Genomic DNA, 16371 nt, shown 5'->3' with positions numbered 1-16371 from the left:
TGGCATTTCCTTCATCAGGTGGCGCGCTCGCGCGCCGTCAAAATCAATCCTGGTGAGCCACAAGGACCCCCGGATCATCGGAGGGGCGGTCACCCGCCCCTCTCAAGTCATCAGAACTTCAGACCGCCTTCACGCGCAGCGTCGGCCAGAGCCTTCACTTTGCCATGAAACAGGAAGCCGCCACGGTCGAAGTAGCATTCTTCCACACCGGCTTTCTTGGCGCGCTCGGCAATCGCGGCACCGACCTTCGAGGCCGCATCCACGTTGTTCTTGCCGACGATGCCCAGATCCTTCTCGAGAGAAGAGGCTGCGGCGAGCGTCTTGCCGTTCACGTCGTCGATCAGCTGAACGCTGATGTTCTTGTTCGAGCGGTGAACCGAAAGGCGCATCTTGCCGGGGTTCACTTTCCGCTGCTTGTTCCGAACGCGCAGACGGCGCTTCAGAAACAGGTCTCGTTTGCTGTTTGCCATTTTTCGCGTCCTTACTTCTTCTTGCCTTCCTTGCGGAAGATATACTCGTCTTTGTACTTGATCCCCTTGCCTTTGTAGGGCTCGGGAGCACGCCATTCGCGGATATTTGCCGCAACCTGGCCGACGAGCTGCTGATCGGCACCTTCCACGACGATTTCCGTCTGCTTCGGAGCGGTGATGGTCACGCCTTCCGGAGCTTCGAAATCGACGTCATGCGAGTAGCCGAGGTTGAGTTTGAGCGTGTTGCCCTGCATCTGGGCACGGTAACCAACACCGTTGATCTCCAGCTCTTTCTTGAAGCCGTCGGTGACGCCCTGAACCATGTTCGCAACCATCGTGCGGGACATGCCCCACTGCTGGCGCGCACGCTTGGACTTCCCGCGCGGTTCCACCGTCACGACGCTGTCATCGATCTTGATCGTGACATCGTCGGTTGCGGTGAAGGTGCGGGTGCCCTTGGGCCCTTTGACTTCAACGGTCTGACCCGACAGGGACGCGGTGACGCCCGAGGGGAGCTCGACCGGACGTTTGCCAATACGAGACATTACCAGACCTCCTTAGAATACCGTGCAAAGCACTTCGCCGCCAACATTCTGGCTACGAGCGTTTGCATCGGACATGACGCCTTTCGGCGTGGAGACAATCGAGACACCAAGGCCCTGACGGACCTGCGGGATCTCCTTGGCGCCCATGTAGACGCGGCGGCCGGGGGTCGAGACCCGCTTGAGCTCGCGAATGACGGGGGTGCCATCGAAGTATTTCAGGCTGATCTCGAGCGTCGGGTGGCCGAGCTCGTTCTTACCTTCTTCATAGCCACGGATGTAGCCTTCGTCCGCAAGCACGTCCAGAACCCAGGCGCGCAGCTTCGAGGCCGGCGTCGAGACGGTTGACTTGCCGCGCAATTGCGCGTTGCGGATACGGGTGAGCATATCGCCGATAGGATCGTTCATTGCTTTCCCTCCTTACCAGCTCGATTTCACCAGGCCGGGAACCTGGCCATTAGAGCCGAGGTCCCGCAGCGCGATCCGGCTGACCTTCAGCTTGCGGTAATACGCATGCGGACGGCCAGTCAGCTGGCAACGGTTGTGAAGACGGGTCGGCGAGGAATTGCGCGGCAGCTTCGCGAGCTTGAGCGAGGCGCGGAAGCGGTCTTCCATCGGCTTCGATTCGTCGTTGATGATTTCTTTCAGCGCGGCACGCTTCTCAGCGTACTTTTCCACCAGCTTCTGACGCTTGGCTTCACGCGCGATCATGGATTTTTTGGCCATTATTCGGTCTCCAAGGATCAGCTGTTGAAGGGCATGTTGAAGTGCTTCAACAGGCTCTTGGCTTCAGCGTCGGTTTTCGCGGTGGTGGTGATGATGATGTCCATGCCCCAGACTTCGTCGACTTTGTCGAAGTCGATTTCCGGGAACACGATGTGCTCTTTCAGACCCATGGCGTAGTTGCCACGGCCATCGAAAGAGGTCCCCGGCACGCCGCGGAAGTCACGAACGCGCGGCATGGCGATCGTGATCAGACGGTCGAGGAATTCATACATCCGGTCGCCACGCAGCGTGACCTTGGCACCCAGCGGCATTTCCTCGCGAACGCGGAAACCTGCGATGGATTTCTTGGCCTTGGTGGTGACGGCGAGCTGGCCAGCGATCTTCGTGAGATCTTCCTGAGCCGATTTCGCCTTCTTGGAGTCCTTAACGGCCTCGGCGCCACAGCCGATGTTCAGAACGATCTTGTCCAGACGCGGGATCTGGTGGTCGTTCGAATAGCCGAATTCTTCCTTCAGAGCGGCCTTGATCGTCTCGCGATAGGCTGCCTTGAGGCGCGGGGTGTAGTTGGCAGTGTCCAGCATCAGATCACGTCTCCCGTCGTCTTGGCGAAACGGACCTTCTTGTCGCCTTCCGTCTTGAAGCCAACGCGGGTCGGTTTGCCGTTCTTGTCGAGCAGAGCGAGGTTCGACAGGTCGATCGGCATCGCCTTGGGAAGGCGGCCGCCCTGGTTCGACTGGCTCGCACGGGTGTGGCGGATCGCCATGTTCACACCGTCCACGACAGCTTTGCCGGTCTTCGGCGACACGGAGGTGATTTCACCCTCTTTGCCTTTGTCCTTGCCGGCGAGCACGACGACCTTGTCGCCTTTTTGAAGTTTCGCAGCCATCAGAGCACCTCCGGAGCGAGCGAGATGATCTTCATGAAGTTCTTCGCGCGCAGCTCACGAACCACCGGCCCGAAGATACGGGTGCCGACCGGCTCGTTGTTGTTGTTGAGGATCACGGCAGCGTTCCGGTCGAACCGGATCGCGGTGCCGTCGTCACGACGGACTTCCTTGGCGGTGCGCACGACGACGGCTTTGCGGACGTCGCCTTTTTTCACGCGACCGCGCGGGATGGCTTCCTTCACCGAGACGACGATGATGTCGCCAACGGACGCGTATTTACGCTTGGAACCACCCAGGACCTTGATGCACTGAACCCGGCGGGCGCCGGAGTTGTCAGCAACATCCAGATTGGTCTGCATCTGGATCATAGGGTTTCTCCTGACCTGTGGGGCTGGCCTCTGGCGTCATAGCCCCCTGGTTTCGATCGAACTGGATTGTCAGCCGCGATTAGGCGGTGATGACCTCCCAGCGTTTGGTTTTCGACTTCGGCGCGCATTCCTGAATGCGGACGGTGTCGCCGACTTTGAACGTGTCGTTCTCGTCGTGTGCCCGGTATTTCTTGGATTTCCGGACAGTCTTCTGAAGCAGCGGGTGCTTGAAACGGCGCTCGACGAGGACGGTCACGGTCTGTGCGTTCTGGTCCGAAGTCACGGTGCCTTGCAGGATACGTTTGGGCATCAATCAGGCTCCTTAAGCGTCGCCGGCAGCAGCGGCTGCCTTTTCGTTCAGAATGGTTTTCACACGGGCCACGTCGCGCTTGACGGTTCGCATACGGGCGGTGCTTTCGAGTTGGCCGGTAGCCTGCTGGAAGCGCAGGTTAAAGGCTTCTTTCTTGAGTTCGGCCAGCTGATCTTTCAACTGTTCCGCGCTCTTGTCGCGAAGTTCCTGGGCGTTCATCGCCTTTTCCTTTCCACATCACCAGACGGCCCCCCGGGTGGTTCCGTGCACGCACGAAAGGGGTCACCGCGAATCTGGTGGAGTTCGTGATGAGGGGGCCAAATACGACCAAAGCCCCTGCAAAGCAAGCCCCCTGTCTGGATTAACCGCTGGAATCGTCGTTTTTTGCGTGGTCGCGAACATCGAACCCGGTTTCGACCTCATTCCAAGCCCGAAAACTCAGCGGCCTATGCCAAGATCCGCTGGGAATGGACCGTCATTGCGAATGAAGGTATGAGGCGAACATGGCCGATATCAAATCTCTGTTCGTCACCCGCCTCTACCATGCCAAGCTCTCGGACCTTGGTGATCCCATCGACCCGGACGAGCTTGAAGCCTCGTGTTATTCAATCGCCGAAGATGACGAAGCCGGACAGGATTGGTGCGAGCGCGAAGGGTATCCCGGCTACACGTCCTATGCGTCGCTCACCGACCTGCCCTGGCGCTTCCCTGTCTTTGCGCAGATCAAGGAGGCGCTCGACAAACATGTGGCCGCTTTCGCTGACGAGCTCGACTTCGACCTTGGCGATGGTCACCTTGAACTCGAAGACCTGTGGATCAACATCCTGCCAGAGGGCGGAACCCATAGCTCGCACCTTCACCCCCACTCGGTGATCTCCGGCACGACCTATGTCTCGATGCCGGAGGGCACGTCGGCTCTGAAGCTTGAAGACCCCCGCTCCGCCCGCATGATGGCGTCACCGCCCCGCAAGAAAGGCGGTCGGGAGGATTTGCAAACCTTCATCTTCGTCAAACCCAGAGTCGGCGACGTGTTCTTGTGGGAAAGCTGGCTGCGCCACGAGGTGCCGATGAACATGTCCGAGGACGACCGGGTGTCGGTCAGTTTCAATTACAAGTGGGTCTGACAGCGGCCAGAGCGGTGCCTGTGCGCGAATTTTTAATATTCGTTTTTTTATATATGTTTTGACTTTCATCAAGTATCCTGACGCAGACGAGCACTTACCCTTTTACATGCGTCGTCGGGCCGCTCCCGGACCGACCGCGCATGTGGAAGGGAGGGTTCATCATGAACCACGGAAAAACCAATATCGCCGCAGGTCTTTTATTTCTTGCGGCTTTCATGGCTTACGGATTCCTGCTGATCTACCTGCGTGATTTCGCGCCCGGTAAGGAACAGTGGATCGCCGACTACGGCCTCGGAACCCATTTCGAGGCACGGCTCGCCCATGTACACGGAAACCTGTTTGCGCTCATGAATGTCATGATCGGGTTTCTTCTGCTGAAACTGCCAATCGGCGCGACCTCCGCGAAATGGGTGTCATGGCTTGCGCTCGCCGGGATGCTCATGCCAATCGGAATTGTTGCCGAGATCGTCCTCTCCGCGTCTCCCGCACTGGTCCTTGCAGGCGCCATTTCAATGGTCGTCTCCGTTGCGTGGCTTGGACTCGCAAGTTGGCGGATGCGTCAGGCGACCGCCTGACAGCGAGAGTCAGGAGGCACTCGCAGACGATGCATCTCCACTACTGCTGACGAGCATTTTTGGCGCCCCAAAAAGAAAGCCCCCGACGCAAACGCCGGGGGCTTCATACTTTCCCGCAGGCCGGGCTCCAGCCCGGCAATGACCTTACCAGTCTTCGCGAACCACGGTGCGGGTCTTGATCGGCAGCTTCATAGCAGCCAGACGAAGCGCCTCACGAGCGATTTCGTCGGACACACCGTCGATCTCGAACATGATCCGGCCCGGCTTGACCTTGGCAGCCCAGAAGTCGACCGAACCCTTACCTTTACCCATCCGAACTTCGACCGGCTTCGAGGAGACGGCCACATCGGGGAAGATGCGGATCCAGACACGGCCTTGACGCTTCATGTGACGTGTCATGGCACGACGTGCGGCTTCGATCTGGCGCGCGGTGACGCGTTCGGGCTGGAGAGCCTTGAGGCCGTAGGTGCCGAAGTTCAGATCGGAACCACCTTTGGCCTGACCCTTGATCCGGCCCTTATGCTGTTTGCGGAATTTTGTGCGCTTAGGTTGCAGCATCTCATATCCTCCTTAGCGACGGCCACCGGCGCCACGCGGGGCCGGACCGTCCTGGAGTTCCTGTTGCCGACGCTCACGGGCAGACGGATCATGCTCCATGATCTCGCCTTTGAAGATCCAGACCTTGATGCCGATGATACCATAGGCGGTCTTGGCTTCTGCCAGTGCGTAGTCGATGTCGGCGCGAAGGGTGTGCAGCGGCACACGGCCCTCACGAAGCCATTCGGTACGGGCGATTTCAGCCCCACCCAGACGGCCGGCGCAGTTGACGCGGATGCCGAGGGCACCCATGCGCATGGCGTTCTGAGCGGCGCGCTTCATCGCACGACGGAAGGACACACGACGCTCGAGCTGCTGAGCGATCGACTCGGCCACGAGCTGAGCGTCGAGCTCAGGCTTGCGGACTTCGACGATGTTCAGGTGCAGTTCGCTGTCGGTCATCTTGGCGATCTTCTTGCGGAGCACTTCGATGTCCGCGCCTTTCTTGCCGATGATGACGCCCGGACGTGCGGTGTGGATCGTGACGCGGCACTTCTTGTGCGGACGCTCGATGATCACACGGCTGACGCCGGCCTGTTTGCACTCTTCCTTGATGAACTCACGAATGGCGACGTCTTCCAGCAGAAGATCACCGTATTCGTTCGTGTCGGCGTACCAGCGGCTATCCCAGGTGCGGTTGACCTGAAGGCGCATGCCGATTGGATTGACTTTCTGACCCATTAGGCTTGCTCCTCAACTTGACGCACCTTGATGGTGAGTTCCGAGAACGGCTTGTTGATCCGGCCGTAACGACCACGTGCACGCGGACGACCGCGCTTCATCACGAGGTTCTTGCCCACGAAAGCCTCGGCGACTACGAGCTCGTCCACGTCGAGGTTGTGGTTGTTCTCGGCATTGGCGATGGCCGACTGAAGGCATTTCTTCACGTCGACGGCGATCCGCTTTTTCGAGAAGGTGAGGTCGTTCAGAGCCTTTTCCACCTTCTTGCCACGGATCATCGCGGCCACGAGGTTCAGTTTCTGCGGGCTGGTGCGAAGCATGCGGAGTTTCGCCATAGCTTCGTTGTCAGCCACGCGGCGGGGGTTCTTTTCCTTGCCCATGACTTACTTCCGCTTCGCTTTTTTGTCGGCAGCATGCCCGTAGTAAGTACGGGTCGGCGAATACTCACCGAACTTCTGACCGATCATTTCTTCGGTGACCAGCACAGGAATGTGCTTCTGGCCGTTGTAGACGCCGAACGTCAGGCCCACGAACTGGGGCAGGATCGTCGAGCGACGGGACCAGATCTTGATGACTTCGTTTTTGCCCGACTCGCGGACTTTCTCGGCCTTCTTGAGGACGTAAGAGTCGACAAAAGGCCCTTTCCAGACAGAACGTGCCATATCTTAACGGCCTTTCTTCTTGGCGTGACGCGAGCGGATGATCAGCTTCTGCGACGCCTTGTTCTTGTTGCGGGTGCGCTTGCCCTTGGTGTCCTTGCCCCACGGCGTGACCGGGGTCCGACCACCAGAGGTGCGGCCTTCACCACCACCGTGCGGGTGGTCGATCGGGTTCATCGCAACACCACGGACCGACGGACGCTTGCCCATGTGGCGGATGCGACCGGCCTTGCCGAGGTTCTGGTTGGAGTTGTCCGGGTTCGAAACCGCGCCGACGGTGGCGAGGCATTCCTGACGGACCATGCGCAGCTCGCCCGAGGACAGGCGGATCTGAGCGTAGCCACCGTCACGACCGACGAACTGGGCGTAGGTGCCTGCCGCGCGGGCGATCTGACCGCCTTTGCCGGGCTTCAGCTCGATGTTGTGAACGATGGTACCGATCGGCATGCCCTGAAACGGCATGGTGTTGCCGGGCTTGATGTCGACCTTGGTGCCGGAGATCACCGTATCGCCGACAGCGAGACGCTGGGGCGCGAGGATGTAGGCCTGTTCGCCGTCTTCGTAACGAATGAGGGCGATGAAGGCGGTGCGGTTCGGGTCGTATTCGATCCGTTCCACGGTTGCGGGGATGTCAAACTTCGAACGTTTGAAGTCAACCACGCGATAAAGACGCTTCGCGCCACCACCACGGCGGCGAGAGGTGATCCGTCCGGTGTTGTTCCGGCCGCCCGACTTCGTCAGACCCTCGGTGAGGGATTTGACGGGACGTCCTTTCCAAAGCTCCGAACGGTCGATCAGAACCAGCCCACGCTGGCCCGGCGTCGTCGGTTTATACGACTTGAGTGCCATGCTTTCTGTCTTCCGTTGCTTTGCGGCGGGTTGCCCCGCCTGTCTGTTTGTAGCCCCCCGAAGGTGGCCGAGATATAGGCCCCCGAAGGTGCCCGAATTCCAAAAATCACCGGCCCCGGAACGAATCCGAGGCCGAAGATTGCGCGTCTATAGCGGGGATGCGGTGGTGAGTCTAGGGCAAAGGCGTTTATTTGCAGGCGTGCCGGCGCTGCAAGCCGGCTTCGCTATCGGCTGGCCTTCTGCCGTTTCTTACCCCATCCTGCCTCCAACGCATAGGAGACCCATATGACCAGACCGTTGTTCTTGCTCGCCGCCCTGCCCCTCACCCTCGCGGCCTGCGACGCGACCATGGCGCCTGCGCCCTCGGGGACCAGTTCGACGACCGTGCCGGAAAACATCGCGGCGATGGCGGCGCCATACCAGAACCTGTCGTCCGCGCGCGTGGATGAGGCGACAGGCTGCTACGTATATCTCCACCGAGGCCCGGTCGAAAGCACCTACCTTCCGTTGCGCACGGCCGACGGTCGTCCGATCTGCACGTCGTCGATGGCAAGCGTGACCGAAGCAAATTGAGCGCTTCACCGAGCGGTAACCGCAATCGTCTTGAACCATGAGAAAAGCCCCGGATCTCGCCGGGGCTTTTCCTTTTCCGGTCATGGCGCCGCGTCCGCTCGACTACGACCGCGCCGCGATCATATCTTCCGGCGGATGCAGATGTGCGGTCGAACCAACGGCGACGTTCGGATAGAGGTCGATGATATGTGCCATCACCATGCGCACGCAGCCAGAGCTGGCGCGTCCCCCGATCGAACGCGGCGCGGGCGAGCCGTGGATGCGCAGGTATGTATCGCGATTGCCCGTGTAGAGATAGAATGCGCGTGACCCGAGCGGGTTCGACGGCCCACCGTTCATCCCGTTCTTATGGCGTTTGTACGTGCCGGGGTCGCGCCGCACCATCGCGGCGGTCGGGGTCCATGTCGGCCATTTCGCCTTTCGCCCGATGCGGTAGACACCCGGCTCGTAAAGATTTCCCTTGGCGATCGCCACGCCATAACGCATCGCGGTCCCGTCGCCCTGAATGTGGTAGAGATACCGCGCGATAGCATCCACATGAATATCGCCCGGTGTGAGGCCCGGATTGGCTTCGACCCGTTTGGGCAGGAACCGCGACGGCAGACCCCAGGGGTTCGACGTGGCAGGATCGTAATTGGCTGGCGTCACACGCGCATCCCAACTGTTCCAGTTCGACGGATTCGAGGTCGGACGCGGCGGTGTTGGAGCGGGCGCTTCCGCCGCGTCCGTCTCGGAGAGAGTTCCAACGGGTGCCTCCACTGCGGTTTCATCTTCAGCGTCCTGAGCGGTCGCAATCGGCGCAGAGAAAAGCGCCGTCGTGGTGATGAGGAAATGGCGGCGGGTCAACATGGCAGCATCTTTCTTCGAATCTGAAGGCGTTAGTTTCGGCGAGCAGGCTTGTCCAATCAAGCCAACGTAAGGCGACAACGCGCACAGTGAGCTATTTGTGCCATATCAGGTGGTTCCATCTCTCTCACTCGTGAACACAGCCCGCGCGATGACCTGCGTGTGACCGACCGGCCGAAACCACACGCTCAATACTTCACCATTGACAGAAGTATCCGACTCACCTGATACTTCACCACATGGAAAACAAAAGTCCCGAACTCGACGCCGTCTTCCACGCGCTTGGCGACCCGACACGACGTGCGGTGGTCCAAAGGCTGGTGCAAGGCGAAGCCTCGGTCAGCGATCTGGCCCGCCCCTTCGACATGGGCCTCCCGGCGTTCATGAAGCACCTTGGCGTGTTGCAGGATGCCGGCCTGGTCGTATCGGAAAAACATGGTCGGACCCGGACCTGCCGGATCCAGCCGGAAACTCTCACTGCCGCCGAGCGTTGGTTCGAAGAGCAACGGGCGTTTTGGCAAGGGCGCTATGCGGGGCTCGACGAATTGTTGAGAACCCTCGAACAAGGAAAAAAAGATGAAACCTGATCCCGAATTTCAATTCATCGCAGACACGACCACGGCCAAGATGACCATTCGCCGAGAATTCGCGGCGAGGCGCGAGCTAGTGTGGGACTGCCATACCAAGCCGGAATTGCTGGAACGATGGTTCGCACCGAAGCCGCTGTCCACCAAGACCAAGAGCATGGAGTTTCAGGAGGGCGGACACTGGCACTACGCCATGGTCGACCAGGATGACACGCATTACTGGGGCCGCACGGATTACACCAGCATCACGCCAAAGACTCATTATGCGACGACTGACGCTTTTTCGGATGAAACAGGTGCTCCGAACACCGACATGCCCATCTCTGATTGGGACGTGACGTTCAGCGATACGTCCAAAGGCACAATGGTTGAAACCGTCATTCAATATGCCTCGCCCGATGACCTTCAGAAGGTGATTGATATGGGCATGAAGGAAGGCCTGACATCTACGCTCGAAACCCTCGACGAAGTTCTCGCCGAGCTTACCAAATGAAGGAGAACGACATGACAACTCCCGAAAAAATCACCATCCACGCCGTCGTCGACGCGCCCATCGAAACGGCTTGGGAAAAATACACCGACCCCGATCACATCACGCAGTGGAACTTCGCATCGGACGACTGGTGCTGCCCATCCGCCTCGAACGAGATGGAGATTGGCGGCACCTATACCGCGCGCATGGAAGCGAAAGACAAAAGCTTCGGTTTCGAATTCGTCGCGACCTACACCGATCTGACACCGGGCAAGAGCTTCACCTATGTCATGGAAGACGGACGCGCCGTTACCACGAGTTTCGAAGCGATCGGCAACAACAAGACCGAGGTGACAACGGTTTTCGACGCAGAAACCGAAAACGATGTAGAGATGCAGCGTGTCGGCTGGCAGTCGATCTTGAACAATTTCAAGAAACACGCCGAAGCGGCCTGAACCCGCGCGCCCCGAAAACGAGAAAAGCCCCCCGACCTGCGCCGGGGGGCTTTTCAATTCTTAGGTCTTGTTACGATCAGAGACCGGTGGTCACGTCGATCGTGTTGCCCTCTTCGAGGGTGACATAAGCTTTTTTGACGTCTGCGCGGCGGCCGAGCTGACCGCGGAAACGCTTCTGTTTGCCTTTGGTGACGGACGTGTTCACAGCCTTCACCTTGACACCGAAGAGCGTCTCCACCGCTTCCTTGATGAGCGGCTTGTTCGCGTCGATGGCCACTTCGAAAACCACGGCGTTCGCCTCAGAGGCCATCGTAGATTTCTCGGTGATGATCGGCTTGCGGATCACGTCGTAGAGTGCAGCTTTATCGGTCATTTCAGGCGAGCCTCCAGAGCTTCGACACCCGCTTTGGTCAGCACGAGCGTGTCGCGCTTGAGGATGTCATAGACGTTGGCGCCAACCGACGGCAGAACATCGAGACCATCGATGTTGCGAGCGGCCTTCGCGAAGTTTTCGTTCACTTCGGCCCCGTCGATGATCAGTGCACGCTTCCAGCCGAGGTTCTTGACCTGCTTGGCCAGCGCCGAGGTCTTGCCATCGGCTTCAGCGGTGTCGATCACGACGATCGCGCCTTCCTTGGCCTTCGCCGAGAGCGCGTGCTTCAGACCCAGTTTGCGGAATTTCTTCGGCAGGTCATGAGCGTGCGAACGCGGGGTCGGGCCCTTGTAGATACCACCCTTGCGGAAGATCGGCGCGTTACGGTCACCGTGGCGTGCGCCGCCGGTGCCCTTCTGGCGATAGATCTTCTTGGTCGAGTAGCTGGTTTCCGAGCGGGTCTTGACCTTGTGGGTGCCGGCTTGGGCGCGGTTGCGCTGCCAACGGACCACACGGTGAAGGATGTCGGCGCGCGGCTCGAGCCCGAACAGGGCTTCGTCCAGCTCGACCGACCCGGCCTTCCCGCCGTCCAGTTTGATCACGTCGAGTTTCATTCCTCGCCATCCTTCTTCTCGGCGTCGCCACCATCTTCACCTTTGTCGGCTTCGATTTCGGCTTCGGCTTCTTTCAGAGCGGCTTCTTCCTGAGCGGCCTGCTCTTCGGCCAGACGCTTGGCTTCTTCTTCAGCCTCGGCAGCGGCGGCGGCAGCAGCTTCTTCAGCGGCCTTCGCAGCTTCCTCGGCGGCGGACTTCAGGGCTGCCGGAAGGATCGCGTTCTCGGGGAACGGCTTCTTCACGGCGTCCTTGATGGTGACCCAGCCGCCCTTGGCACCGGGAACGGCACCTTTGATCATGATGAGGCCGCGATCCGCGTCCGTCTTCACGACCTGGAGGTTCTGGGTGGTGACACGGGCAGCACCCATGTGACCGGCCATCTTCTTGCCTTTGAACACGCGGCCCGGGTCCTGACACTGACCGGTGGAGCCGTGCGAACGGTGGGAAATCGACACACCGTGCGAGGCGCGCAGACCACCGAAGTTGTGCCGCTTCATGGCACCGGCAAAACCTTTACCGATCGAGGTGCCCGAGACGTCCACGAACTGACCTTCGAAGTAGTGGTTCGCAGTGATCTCTTCACCCACGCCGATGAGGTTTTCCGGGTCCACGCGGAACTCGGCCAGCTTGCGCTTCGGGGCAACCTTGGCTGCCGAGAACACGCCACGCATGGCTTTCGAGGTCCGCTTGGCCTTGGCCGTGCCCGTGCCGAGTTGAACGGCGGTATAGCCGTGGTTCTCGGCGGTGCGCTGCGCGACGACCTGAAGGCCGTCGAGTTGCAGCACCGTGACCGGCACCTGGCTGCCATCTTCCAGGAAGAGGCGGGTCATGCCGACTTTTTTCGCGATAACGCCAGAGCGCATCATGGTCATGCCCTCCTCAAACCGAAATCTGCACGTCGACGCCGGCAGCGAGGTCGAGCTTCATCAGCGCGTCCACGGTCTGCGGGGTCGGGTCCACGATGTCGAGCAGGCGCTTGTGCGTGCGGATCTCGAACTGATCGCGGGATTTCTTGTCAACGTGAGGCCCACGGAGAACCGTGAACTTCTCGATCTTGTTCGGCAGCGGGATCGGCCCACGGACCTGGGCGCCGGTGCGCTTGGCCGTATTCACGATTTCCTGCGTGCTGGCGTCCAGCACGCGGTAATCGAAAGCCTTCAGCCGAATGCGAATGTTCTGGCTTTGCATTTTCTTAGCCTTTCAAGGCGTTGGAGTTGATAGGAGGACCACCGGCTCATCCGGTGGCCCTCTTCGAACCCGGAGGTTTGTTAAGCGACGATTTTCGACACGACGCCGGAGCCGACGGTGCGGCCGCCTTCGCGGATGGCGAAGCGGAGGCCTTCTTCCATCGCGATCGGGGCGATCAGCTCGACTTCGAACTTCAGGTTGTCGCCCGGCATCACCATCTCGGTGCCCGAGGGCAGCGTCACGGTGCCGGTCACGTCCGTCGTGCGGAAGTAGAACTGCGGACGGTAGTTGGCGAAGAACGGCGTGTGACGGCCACCTTCGTCTTTCGTCAGGATGTAGACCTCGCACTCGAACTTCGTGTGCGGCGTCACCGAACCCGGCTTGCAGAGCACCTGGCCCCGCTCGACGGCGTCGCGGTCGATACCACGCAGAAGCGCGCCGATGTTGTCGCCGGCTTCACCACGGTCGAGCAGCTTGCGGAACATCTCGACGCCCGTGCAGGTCGTCTTCGTCGTGTCCTTGATGCCGACGATTTCAAGCTCGTCGCCAACGTTGATCACGCCACGCTCGACACGACCGGTCACAACCGTGCCGCGGCCCGAGATCGAGAACACGTCTTCGATCGGCATCAGGAACGGCTGGTCCACGGCGCGTTCCGGCGTCGGGATGTATTCGTCGACAGCCGCCATCAGTTCGCGGATCTTGTTCTCGCCGATCTCCGGGTTCTCGCCGTTCATGGCGGCCAGAGCGGAGCCCGCGATGATCGGAATGTCGTCGCCCGGGAATTCGTACTCGGAGAGCAGTTCGCGGACTTCCATCTCGACGAGCTCGAGAAGCTCCTCGTCGTCGACCTGGTCGACCTTGTTCAGGAACACGACAAGCGCCGGAACGCCGACCTGACGGGCGAGCAGGATGTGCTCACGGGTCTGCGGCATCGGGCCGTCGGCCGCGTTCACCACCAGAATGCCGCCGTCCATCTGCGCCGCGCCGGTGATCATGTTCTTCACGTAGTCGGCGTGGCCGGGGCAGTCGACGTGGGCGTAGTGACGCGCATCCGTCTCGTATTCCACGTGCGCCGTCGAGATCGTGATCCCGCGCGCTTTCTCTTCCGGCGCACCGTCGATCTGATCGTATGCCTGGAAGTCACCGAAATACTTCGTGATCGCCGCCGTCAGCGTCGTCTTGCCGTGGTCAACGTGACCAATCGTGCCGATGTTCACGTGCGGTTTGGAGCGTTCAAACTTTTCCTTAGCCATGATGGCCTCCTTTATCTTTGGCGGTGCGTGACCTCACGCACCCTACGGGGTGGTAGGGTGCGGGGTTACCCCCGCACCGCTGCTTATGCGTATTGCTGCTGAATCTCTTCCGAGATGTTCGACGGCACCGGTTCGTAATGGTCGAACTGCATCGTGAACTGCGCACGACCCGAGGACATCGAGCGCAGCGTGTTGATGTAGCCGAACATGTTGGCCAGCGGCACGAAGGCGGCGATCGCGACGGCGTTGCCGCGCGGTTCCTGACCGGACACCTGCCCACGACGGGAGGTGAGGTCGCCGATGATGCCGCCGGTGTATTCTTCCGGCGTCACGACTTCGACCTTCATCATCGGTTCGAGCAGCTTCGCGCCGGCCTTCTTCATGCCTTCACGCATACACATGCGGGAGGCGATTTCGAAGGCGAGGACCGAGGAGTCCACGTCGTGGAACTTACCGTCGACCAGTGCGACCTTGAAGTCGATGACCGGGAAGCCGGCGAGCGGACCCGAGTCCATGACCGAGTTGATGCCCTTTTCGACGCCCGGAACGTATTCCTTCGGCACCGAACCACCGACGATGCGGCTTTCGAACGAGTAACCTTCGCCCGGCTCGGTCGGGGTGATGATGAGTTTCACCTCGGCGAACTGGCCTGAACCACCCGACTGCTTCTTGTGGGTGTAGGTGTGCTCGATCTCGTGCGAGATCGTTTCGCGATAGGCCACCTGCGGCGCACCGATGTTGGCCTCGACCTTGAACTCGCGCTTGAGACGATCGACGAGGATGTCGAGGTGAAGTTCGCCCATGCCCTTCATGATCGTCTGACCGGACTCGAGGTCGGTTTCGACGCGGAACGACGGATCTTCGGCAGCAAGACGCTGAAGCCCTTGAGACATCTTCTCCTGGTCGGCCTTGGTTTTCGGCTCGACCGCGATTTCGATGACCGGATCGGGGAAGGTCATGGTTTCAAGCACGACCTGCGCGTTCGTGGCACAGAGCGTGTCACCGGTGGTGGTCTCTTTCAGACCGGCCAGCGCGATGATGTCACCGGCAAACGCCTCTTCGATCTCTTCACGGTCGTTCGAGTGCATCATCATCATACGACCGATGCGCTCTTTCTTGCCCTTGGTCGAGTTGGTGATGTTGTCACCCTTGTTCAGGACGCCCGAGTAGATCCGGGTAAAGGTCAGCGAGCCGACAAACGGGTCGTTCATGATTTTGAACGCCAGCGCCGAGAACGGCATCTCGTCGTCGGCACGACGCGCGATGTTGCGCTCTTCGGTTTCGTCGTCCGGCGCGAAGCCCATGTAATCGACAACGTCGAGCGGGCTCGGCAGGAAGTCGACCACGGCGTTGAGCAGCGGCTGAACGCCTTTGTTCTTGAACGCGGAACCACCAAGAACGGGGACGAATTTCAGATCGAGACAGCCTTTGCGAACCAGCTTGCGCAGGGTCGGAATGTCGGGCTCGTTGCCTTCGAGGTATTCCATCATCGCGTCGTCGTCCATTTCGACGGCGTGCTCGATGAGGTGGGAACGCCACTCGTCAGCGGTCGCCTTGAGGTCGTCGCGGATCGGCTGACGGACCCAGGAGGCACCCAGATCTTCACCTTGCCAGACCCATTCTTCCATGGTGATCAGGTCGACGATCCCTTCGAGCGCGTCTTCGGCGCCGATCGGGAAGTTCACCGGAACCGGCGTCGCGCCAGTGCGGTCCTTGATCATCTCCACACAGTTGAAGAAGTCGGCACCGATCTTGTCCATCTTGTTGACGAAGACGAGGCGCGGAACCTTGTAGCGGTCGGCCTGACGCCACACTGTCTCGGTCTGCGGTTCGACACCGGCGTTACCGTCGAGCAGCGCCACGGCACCGTCGAGCACGGCAAGCGAACGTTCGACTTCGATGGTGAAGTCGACGTGGCCGGGGGTGTCGATGATGTTGTAGCGGAACTTGGTGTCGTCCGTGCCTTCGGCGGTCGGATCTTCCTGCCATTGCCAGAAGGTCGTGGTCGCAGCCGAGGTGATGGTGATGCCCCGCTCCTGCTCCTGCTCCATCCAGTCCATCGTTGCGGCACCGTCATGCACCTCACCGATCTTGTGCGACCGGCCGGTGTAGTAAAGGATGCGCTCCGTCGTGGTGGTCTTGCCGGCATCGATGTGAGCCATGATGCCGAAGTTGCGGTAGCGTTCGAGGGGATATACGCGTGCCATGATATGGGCCCTT

Annotated in this window: 27 protein-coding genes; 6 read left to right on the top strand and 21 right to left on the bottom strand. The window is 60.1% G+C overall.

The genetic code is table 11. The features are described from left to right. Window positions 1–110: 110 nt before the first annotated feature. The 9 genes from rplR to rpmC all read right to left on the bottom strand — a co-directional run bounded on the left by rplR (window position 111) and on the right by rpmC (window position 3521). Window positions 111–470, bottom strand: a complete 360-nt coding sequence (gene rplR, locus KJP28_RS16570; RefSeq protein ID WP_218393742.1) for a 50S ribosomal protein L18 — start codon at window positions 468–470, stop codon at window positions 111–113. An 11-nt stretch (window positions 471–481) separates the two neighbouring features. Beyond that, window positions 482–1015, bottom strand: coding sequence for a 50S ribosomal protein L6 (gene rplF, locus KJP28_RS16565; protein ID WP_218393741.1), 534 nt, complete (start codon window positions 1013–1015; stop codon window positions 482–484). 12 nt (window positions 1016–1027) lie between these two features. Then, complete coding sequence (gene rpsH / locus KJP28_RS16560) at window positions 1028–1420, bottom strand: 30S ribosomal protein S8 (RefSeq protein WP_218393740.1); 393 nt, start codon at window positions 1418–1420, stop codon at window positions 1028–1030. A gap of 12 nt (window positions 1421–1432) precedes the next feature. Further along, the gene (gene rpsN, locus KJP28_RS16555; RefSeq protein ID WP_218393739.1) at window positions 1433–1738 is read right to left on the bottom strand and encodes a 30S ribosomal protein S14; all 306 of its coding nucleotides are present in this window, start codon (window positions 1736–1738) and stop codon (window positions 1433–1435) included. 17 nt (window positions 1739–1755) lie between these two features. Next, a complete protein-coding gene (gene rplE, locus KJP28_RS16550; RefSeq protein ID WP_218393738.1) occupies window positions 1756–2319 on the bottom strand; it encodes a 50S ribosomal protein L5 in 564 nt (187 codons plus the stop codon). Further along, complete coding sequence (gene rplX, locus KJP28_RS16545) at window positions 2319–2624, bottom strand: 50S ribosomal protein L24 (RefSeq protein ID WP_218393737.1); 306 nt, start codon at window positions 2622–2624, stop codon at window positions 2319–2321. Before rplX ends, rplE begins: the two co-directional genes overlap by 1 nt. Beyond that, on the bottom strand, window positions 2624–2992 hold the full coding sequence (gene rplN, locus KJP28_RS16540; RefSeq protein ID WP_007118848.1) for a 50S ribosomal protein L14: 369 nt from the start codon (window positions 2990–2992) through the stop codon (window positions 2624–2626). Before rplN ends, rplX begins: the two co-directional genes overlap by 1 nt. Window positions 2993–3071: 79 nt before the next feature. After that, window positions 3072–3302 carry a 30S ribosomal protein S17 gene (gene rpsQ, locus KJP28_RS16535; protein WP_218393736.1) on the bottom strand — a complete coding sequence of 77 codons (231 nt, stop codon included), beginning with the start codon at window positions 3300–3302 and terminating at the stop codon, window positions 3072–3074. Between the two features lie 12 nt (window positions 3303–3314). Continuing rightward, a complete protein-coding gene (gene rpmC, locus KJP28_RS16530; protein ID WP_218393735.1) occupies window positions 3315–3521 on the bottom strand; it encodes a 50S ribosomal protein L29 in 207 nt (68 codons plus the stop codon). A gap of 284 nt (window positions 3522–3805) precedes the next feature. On the opposite strand from rpmC, the gene KJP28_RS16525 reads away from it, so the two are divergent. Further along, the gene (locus tag KJP28_RS16525) at window positions 3806–4426 is read left to right on the top strand and encodes a TIGR02466 family protein (RefSeq protein ID WP_218393734.1); all 621 of its coding nucleotides are present in this window, start codon (window positions 3806–3808) and stop codon (window positions 4424–4426) included. A 161-nt stretch (window positions 4427–4587) separates the two neighbouring features. Continuing rightward, entirely contained in the window at window positions 4588–5001 is a 414-nt protein-coding gene (locus KJP28_RS16520) for a hypothetical protein (RefSeq protein WP_218393733.1), read from the top strand. A 144-nt stretch (window positions 5002–5145) separates the two neighbouring features. Here KJP28_RS16520 and rplP read toward each other — a convergent pair whose 3' ends face one another. Genes rplP through rplB form a run of 5 tightly spaced genes read right to left on the bottom strand, consistent with a single transcriptional unit; the run spans window position 5146 to window position 7787 of the window. Then, window positions 5146–5559, bottom strand: coding sequence for a 50S ribosomal protein L16 (gene rplP / locus KJP28_RS16515; protein WP_218393732.1), 414 nt, complete (start codon window positions 5557–5559; stop codon window positions 5146–5148). A gap of 12 nt (window positions 5560–5571) precedes the next feature. Next, window positions 5572–6279, bottom strand: a complete 708-nt coding sequence (gene rpsC / locus KJP28_RS16510) for a 30S ribosomal protein S3 (protein ID WP_218393731.1) — start codon at window positions 6277–6279, stop codon at window positions 5572–5574. Next, the gene (gene rplV / locus KJP28_RS16505) at window positions 6279–6659 is read right to left on the bottom strand and encodes a 50S ribosomal protein L22 (RefSeq protein WP_218393730.1); all 381 of its coding nucleotides are present in this window, start codon (window positions 6657–6659) and stop codon (window positions 6279–6281) included. The genes rpsC and rplV overlap by 1 nt, the downstream gene beginning before the upstream one ends. A gap of 3 nt (window positions 6660–6662) precedes the next feature. Beyond that, the gene (gene rpsS / locus KJP28_RS16500) at window positions 6663–6941 is read right to left on the bottom strand and encodes a 30S ribosomal protein S19 (RefSeq protein WP_218393729.1); all 279 of its coding nucleotides are present in this window, start codon (window positions 6939–6941) and stop codon (window positions 6663–6665) included. Window positions 6942–6944: 3 nt separating this feature from the next. Continuing rightward, on the bottom strand, window positions 6945–7787 hold the full coding sequence (gene rplB, locus KJP28_RS16495) for a 50S ribosomal protein L2 (protein WP_218393728.1): 843 nt from the start codon (window positions 7785–7787) through the stop codon (window positions 6945–6947). Window positions 7788–8072: 285 nt separating this feature from the next. On the opposite strand from rplB, the gene KJP28_RS16490 reads away from it, so the two are divergent. Then, window positions 8073–8360, top strand: a complete 288-nt coding sequence (locus KJP28_RS16490) for a hypothetical protein (protein WP_218393727.1) — start codon at window positions 8073–8075, stop codon at window positions 8358–8360. A gap of 102 nt (window positions 8361–8462) precedes the next feature. Here KJP28_RS16490 and KJP28_RS16485 read toward each other — a convergent pair whose 3' ends face one another. Further along, on the bottom strand, window positions 8463–9209 hold the full coding sequence (locus KJP28_RS16485) for a L,D-transpeptidase (RefSeq protein ID WP_218393726.1): 747 nt from the start codon (window positions 9207–9209) through the stop codon (window positions 8463–8465). A 236-nt stretch (window positions 9210–9445) separates the two neighbouring features. Here KJP28_RS16485 and KJP28_RS16480 point away from each other — a divergent pair, with 236 nt between their 5' ends. The 3 genes from KJP28_RS16480 to KJP28_RS16470 are packed head-to-tail and all read left to right on the top strand — an operon-like array spanning window position 9446 to window position 10720. Then, window positions 9446–9793, top strand: coding sequence for an ArsR/SmtB family transcription factor (locus tag KJP28_RS16480; protein WP_218393725.1), 348 nt, complete (start codon window positions 9446–9448; stop codon window positions 9791–9793). Continuing rightward, on the top strand, window positions 9783–10286 hold the full coding sequence (locus tag KJP28_RS16475) for an SRPBCC family protein (protein ID WP_218393724.1): 504 nt from the start codon (window positions 9783–9785) through the stop codon (window positions 10284–10286). The genes KJP28_RS16480 and KJP28_RS16475 overlap by 11 nt, the downstream gene beginning before the upstream one ends. Window positions 10287–10297: 11 nt before the next feature. Then, window positions 10298–10720, top strand: coding sequence for an SRPBCC domain-containing protein (locus KJP28_RS16470; RefSeq protein ID WP_218393723.1), 423 nt, complete (start codon window positions 10298–10300; stop codon window positions 10718–10720). 76 nt (window positions 10721–10796) lie between these two features. Here KJP28_RS16470 and KJP28_RS16465 read toward each other — a convergent pair whose 3' ends face one another. The 6 genes from KJP28_RS16465 to fusA form a co-directional block, all read right to left on the bottom strand. Continuing rightward, window positions 10797–11093 carry a 50S ribosomal protein L23 gene (locus tag KJP28_RS16465; protein WP_218393722.1) on the bottom strand — a complete coding sequence of 99 codons (297 nt, stop codon included), beginning with the start codon at window positions 11091–11093 and terminating at the stop codon, window positions 10797–10799. Further along, window positions 11090–11707 carry a 50S ribosomal protein L4 gene (gene rplD / locus KJP28_RS16460; protein ID WP_218393721.1) on the bottom strand — a complete coding sequence of 206 codons (618 nt, stop codon included), beginning with the start codon at window positions 11705–11707 and terminating at the stop codon, window positions 11090–11092. The genes KJP28_RS16465 and rplD overlap by 4 nt, the downstream gene beginning before the upstream one ends. Continuing rightward, a complete protein-coding gene (gene rplC, locus KJP28_RS16455) occupies window positions 11704–12573 on the bottom strand; it encodes a 50S ribosomal protein L3 (protein ID WP_218394024.1) in 870 nt (289 codons plus the stop codon). Before rplC ends, rplD begins: the two co-directional genes overlap by 4 nt. 13 nt (window positions 12574–12586) lie before the next feature. Then, a complete protein-coding gene (gene rpsJ / locus KJP28_RS16450; RefSeq protein ID WP_044028221.1) occupies window positions 12587–12895 on the bottom strand; it encodes a 30S ribosomal protein S10 in 309 nt (102 codons plus the stop codon). An 80-nt stretch (window positions 12896–12975) separates the two neighbouring features. Continuing rightward, a complete protein-coding gene (gene tuf, locus KJP28_RS16445) occupies window positions 12976–14151 on the bottom strand; it encodes an elongation factor Tu (RefSeq protein WP_218393693.1) in 1176 nt (391 codons plus the stop codon). 83 nt (window positions 14152–14234) lie between these two features. Continuing rightward, on the bottom strand, window positions 14235–16358 hold the full coding sequence (gene fusA / locus KJP28_RS16440) for an elongation factor G (protein WP_218393720.1): 2124 nt from the start codon (window positions 16356–16358) through the stop codon (window positions 14235–14237). Window positions 16359–16371: the final 13 nt, after the last annotated feature.

Origin of the sequence: Maritimibacter dapengensis, from assembly GCF_019218265.1 — a bacterium.
In the GTDB taxonomy this organism is placed as follows: Bacteria; Pseudomonadota; Alphaproteobacteria; order Rhodobacterales; family Rhodobacteraceae; genus Maritimibacter; species Maritimibacter dapengensis.
Note: the sequence above shows the minus strand (reverse complement) of the source record. Positions and strands in the feature narration are given on the sequence as shown.

Bases quoted from the DNA above. Each gene is read 5' to 3' on its own strand.
- rplR (WP_218393742.1), bottom strand. From the start codon at position 470: ATGGCAAACAGCAAACGAGACCTGTTTCTGAAGCGCCGTCTGCGCGTT.
- rplF (WP_218393741.1), bottom strand. From the start codon at position 1,015: ATGTCTCGTATTGGCAAACGTCCGGTCGAGCTCCCCTCGGGCGTCACC.
- rpsH (WP_218393740.1), bottom strand. From the start codon at position 1,420: ATGAACGATCCTATCGGCGATATGCTCACCCGTATCCGCAACGCGCAA.
- rpsN (WP_218393739.1), bottom strand. From the start codon at position 1,738: ATGGCCAAAAAATCCATGATCGCGCGTGAAGCCAAGCGTCAGAAGCTG.
- rplE (WP_218393738.1), bottom strand. From the start codon at position 2,319: ATGCTGGACACTGCCAACTACACCCCGCGCCTCAAGGCAGCCTATCGC.
- rplX (WP_218393737.1), bottom strand. From the start codon at position 2,624: ATGGCTGCGAAACTTCAAAAAGGCGACAAGGTCGTCGTGCTCGCCGGC.
- rplN (WP_007118848.1), bottom strand. From the start codon at position 2,992: ATGATCCAGATGCAGACCAATCTGGATGTTGCTGACAACTCCGGCGCC.
- rpsQ (WP_218393736.1), bottom strand. From the start codon at position 3,302: ATGCCCAAACGTATCCTGCAAGGCACCGTGACTTCGGACCAGAACGCA.
- rpmC (WP_218393735.1), bottom strand. From the start codon at position 3,521: ATGAACGCCCAGGAACTTCGCGACAAGAGCGCGGAACAGTTGAAAGAT.
- KJP28_RS16525 (WP_218393734.1), top strand. From the start codon at position 3,806: ATGGCCGATATCAAATCTCTGTTCGTCACCCGCCTCTACCATGCCAAG.
- KJP28_RS16520 (WP_218393733.1), top strand. From the start codon at position 4,588: ATGAACCACGGAAAAACCAATATCGCCGCAGGTCTTTTATTTCTTGCG.
- rplP (WP_218393732.1), bottom strand. From the start codon at position 5,559: ATGCTGCAACCTAAGCGCACAAAATTCCGCAAACAGCATAAGGGCCGG.
- rpsC (WP_218393731.1), bottom strand. From the start codon at position 6,279: ATGGGTCAGAAAGTCAATCCAATCGGCATGCGCCTTCAGGTCAACCGC.
- rplV (WP_218393730.1), bottom strand. From the start codon at position 6,659: ATGGGCAAGGAAAAGAACCCCCGCCGCGTGGCTGACAACGAAGCTATG.
- rpsS (WP_218393729.1), bottom strand. From the start codon at position 6,941: ATGGCACGTTCTGTCTGGAAAGGGCCTTTTGTCGACTCTTACGTCCTC.
- rplB (WP_218393728.1), bottom strand. From the start codon at position 7,787: ATGGCACTCAAGTCGTATAAACCGACGACGCCGGGCCAGCGTGGGCTG.
- KJP28_RS16490 (WP_218393727.1), top strand. From the start codon at position 8,073: ATGACCAGACCGTTGTTCTTGCTCGCCGCCCTGCCCCTCACCCTCGCG.
- KJP28_RS16485 (WP_218393726.1), bottom strand. From the start codon at position 9,209: ATGTTGACCCGCCGCCATTTCCTCATCACCACGACGGCGCTTTTCTCT.
- KJP28_RS16480 (WP_218393725.1), top strand. From the start codon at position 9,446: ATGGAAAACAAAAGTCCCGAACTCGACGCCGTCTTCCACGCGCTTGGC.
- KJP28_RS16475 (WP_218393724.1), top strand. From the start codon at position 9,783: ATGAAACCTGATCCCGAATTTCAATTCATCGCAGACACGACCACGGCC.
- KJP28_RS16470 (WP_218393723.1), top strand. From the start codon at position 10,298: ATGACAACTCCCGAAAAAATCACCATCCACGCCGTCGTCGACGCGCCC.
- KJP28_RS16465 (WP_218393722.1), bottom strand. From the start codon at position 11,093: ATGACCGATAAAGCTGCACTCTACGACGTGATCCGCAAGCCGATCATC.
- rplD (WP_218393721.1), bottom strand. From the start codon at position 11,707: ATGAAACTCGACGTGATCAAACTGGACGGCGGGAAGGCCGGGTCGGTC.
- rplC (WP_218394024.1), bottom strand. From the start codon at position 12,573: ATGATGCGCTCTGGCGTTATCGCGAAAAAAGTCGGCATGACCCGCCTC.
- rpsJ (WP_044028221.1), bottom strand. From the start codon at position 12,895: ATGCAAAGCCAGAACATTCGCATTCGGCTGAAGGCTTTCGATTACCGC.
- tuf (WP_218393693.1), bottom strand. From the start codon at position 14,151: ATGGCTAAGGAAAAGTTTGAACGCTCCAAACCGCACGTGAACATCGGC.
- fusA (WP_218393720.1), bottom strand. From the start codon at position 16,358: ATGGCACGCGTATATCCCCTCGAACGCTACCGCAACTTCGGCATCATG.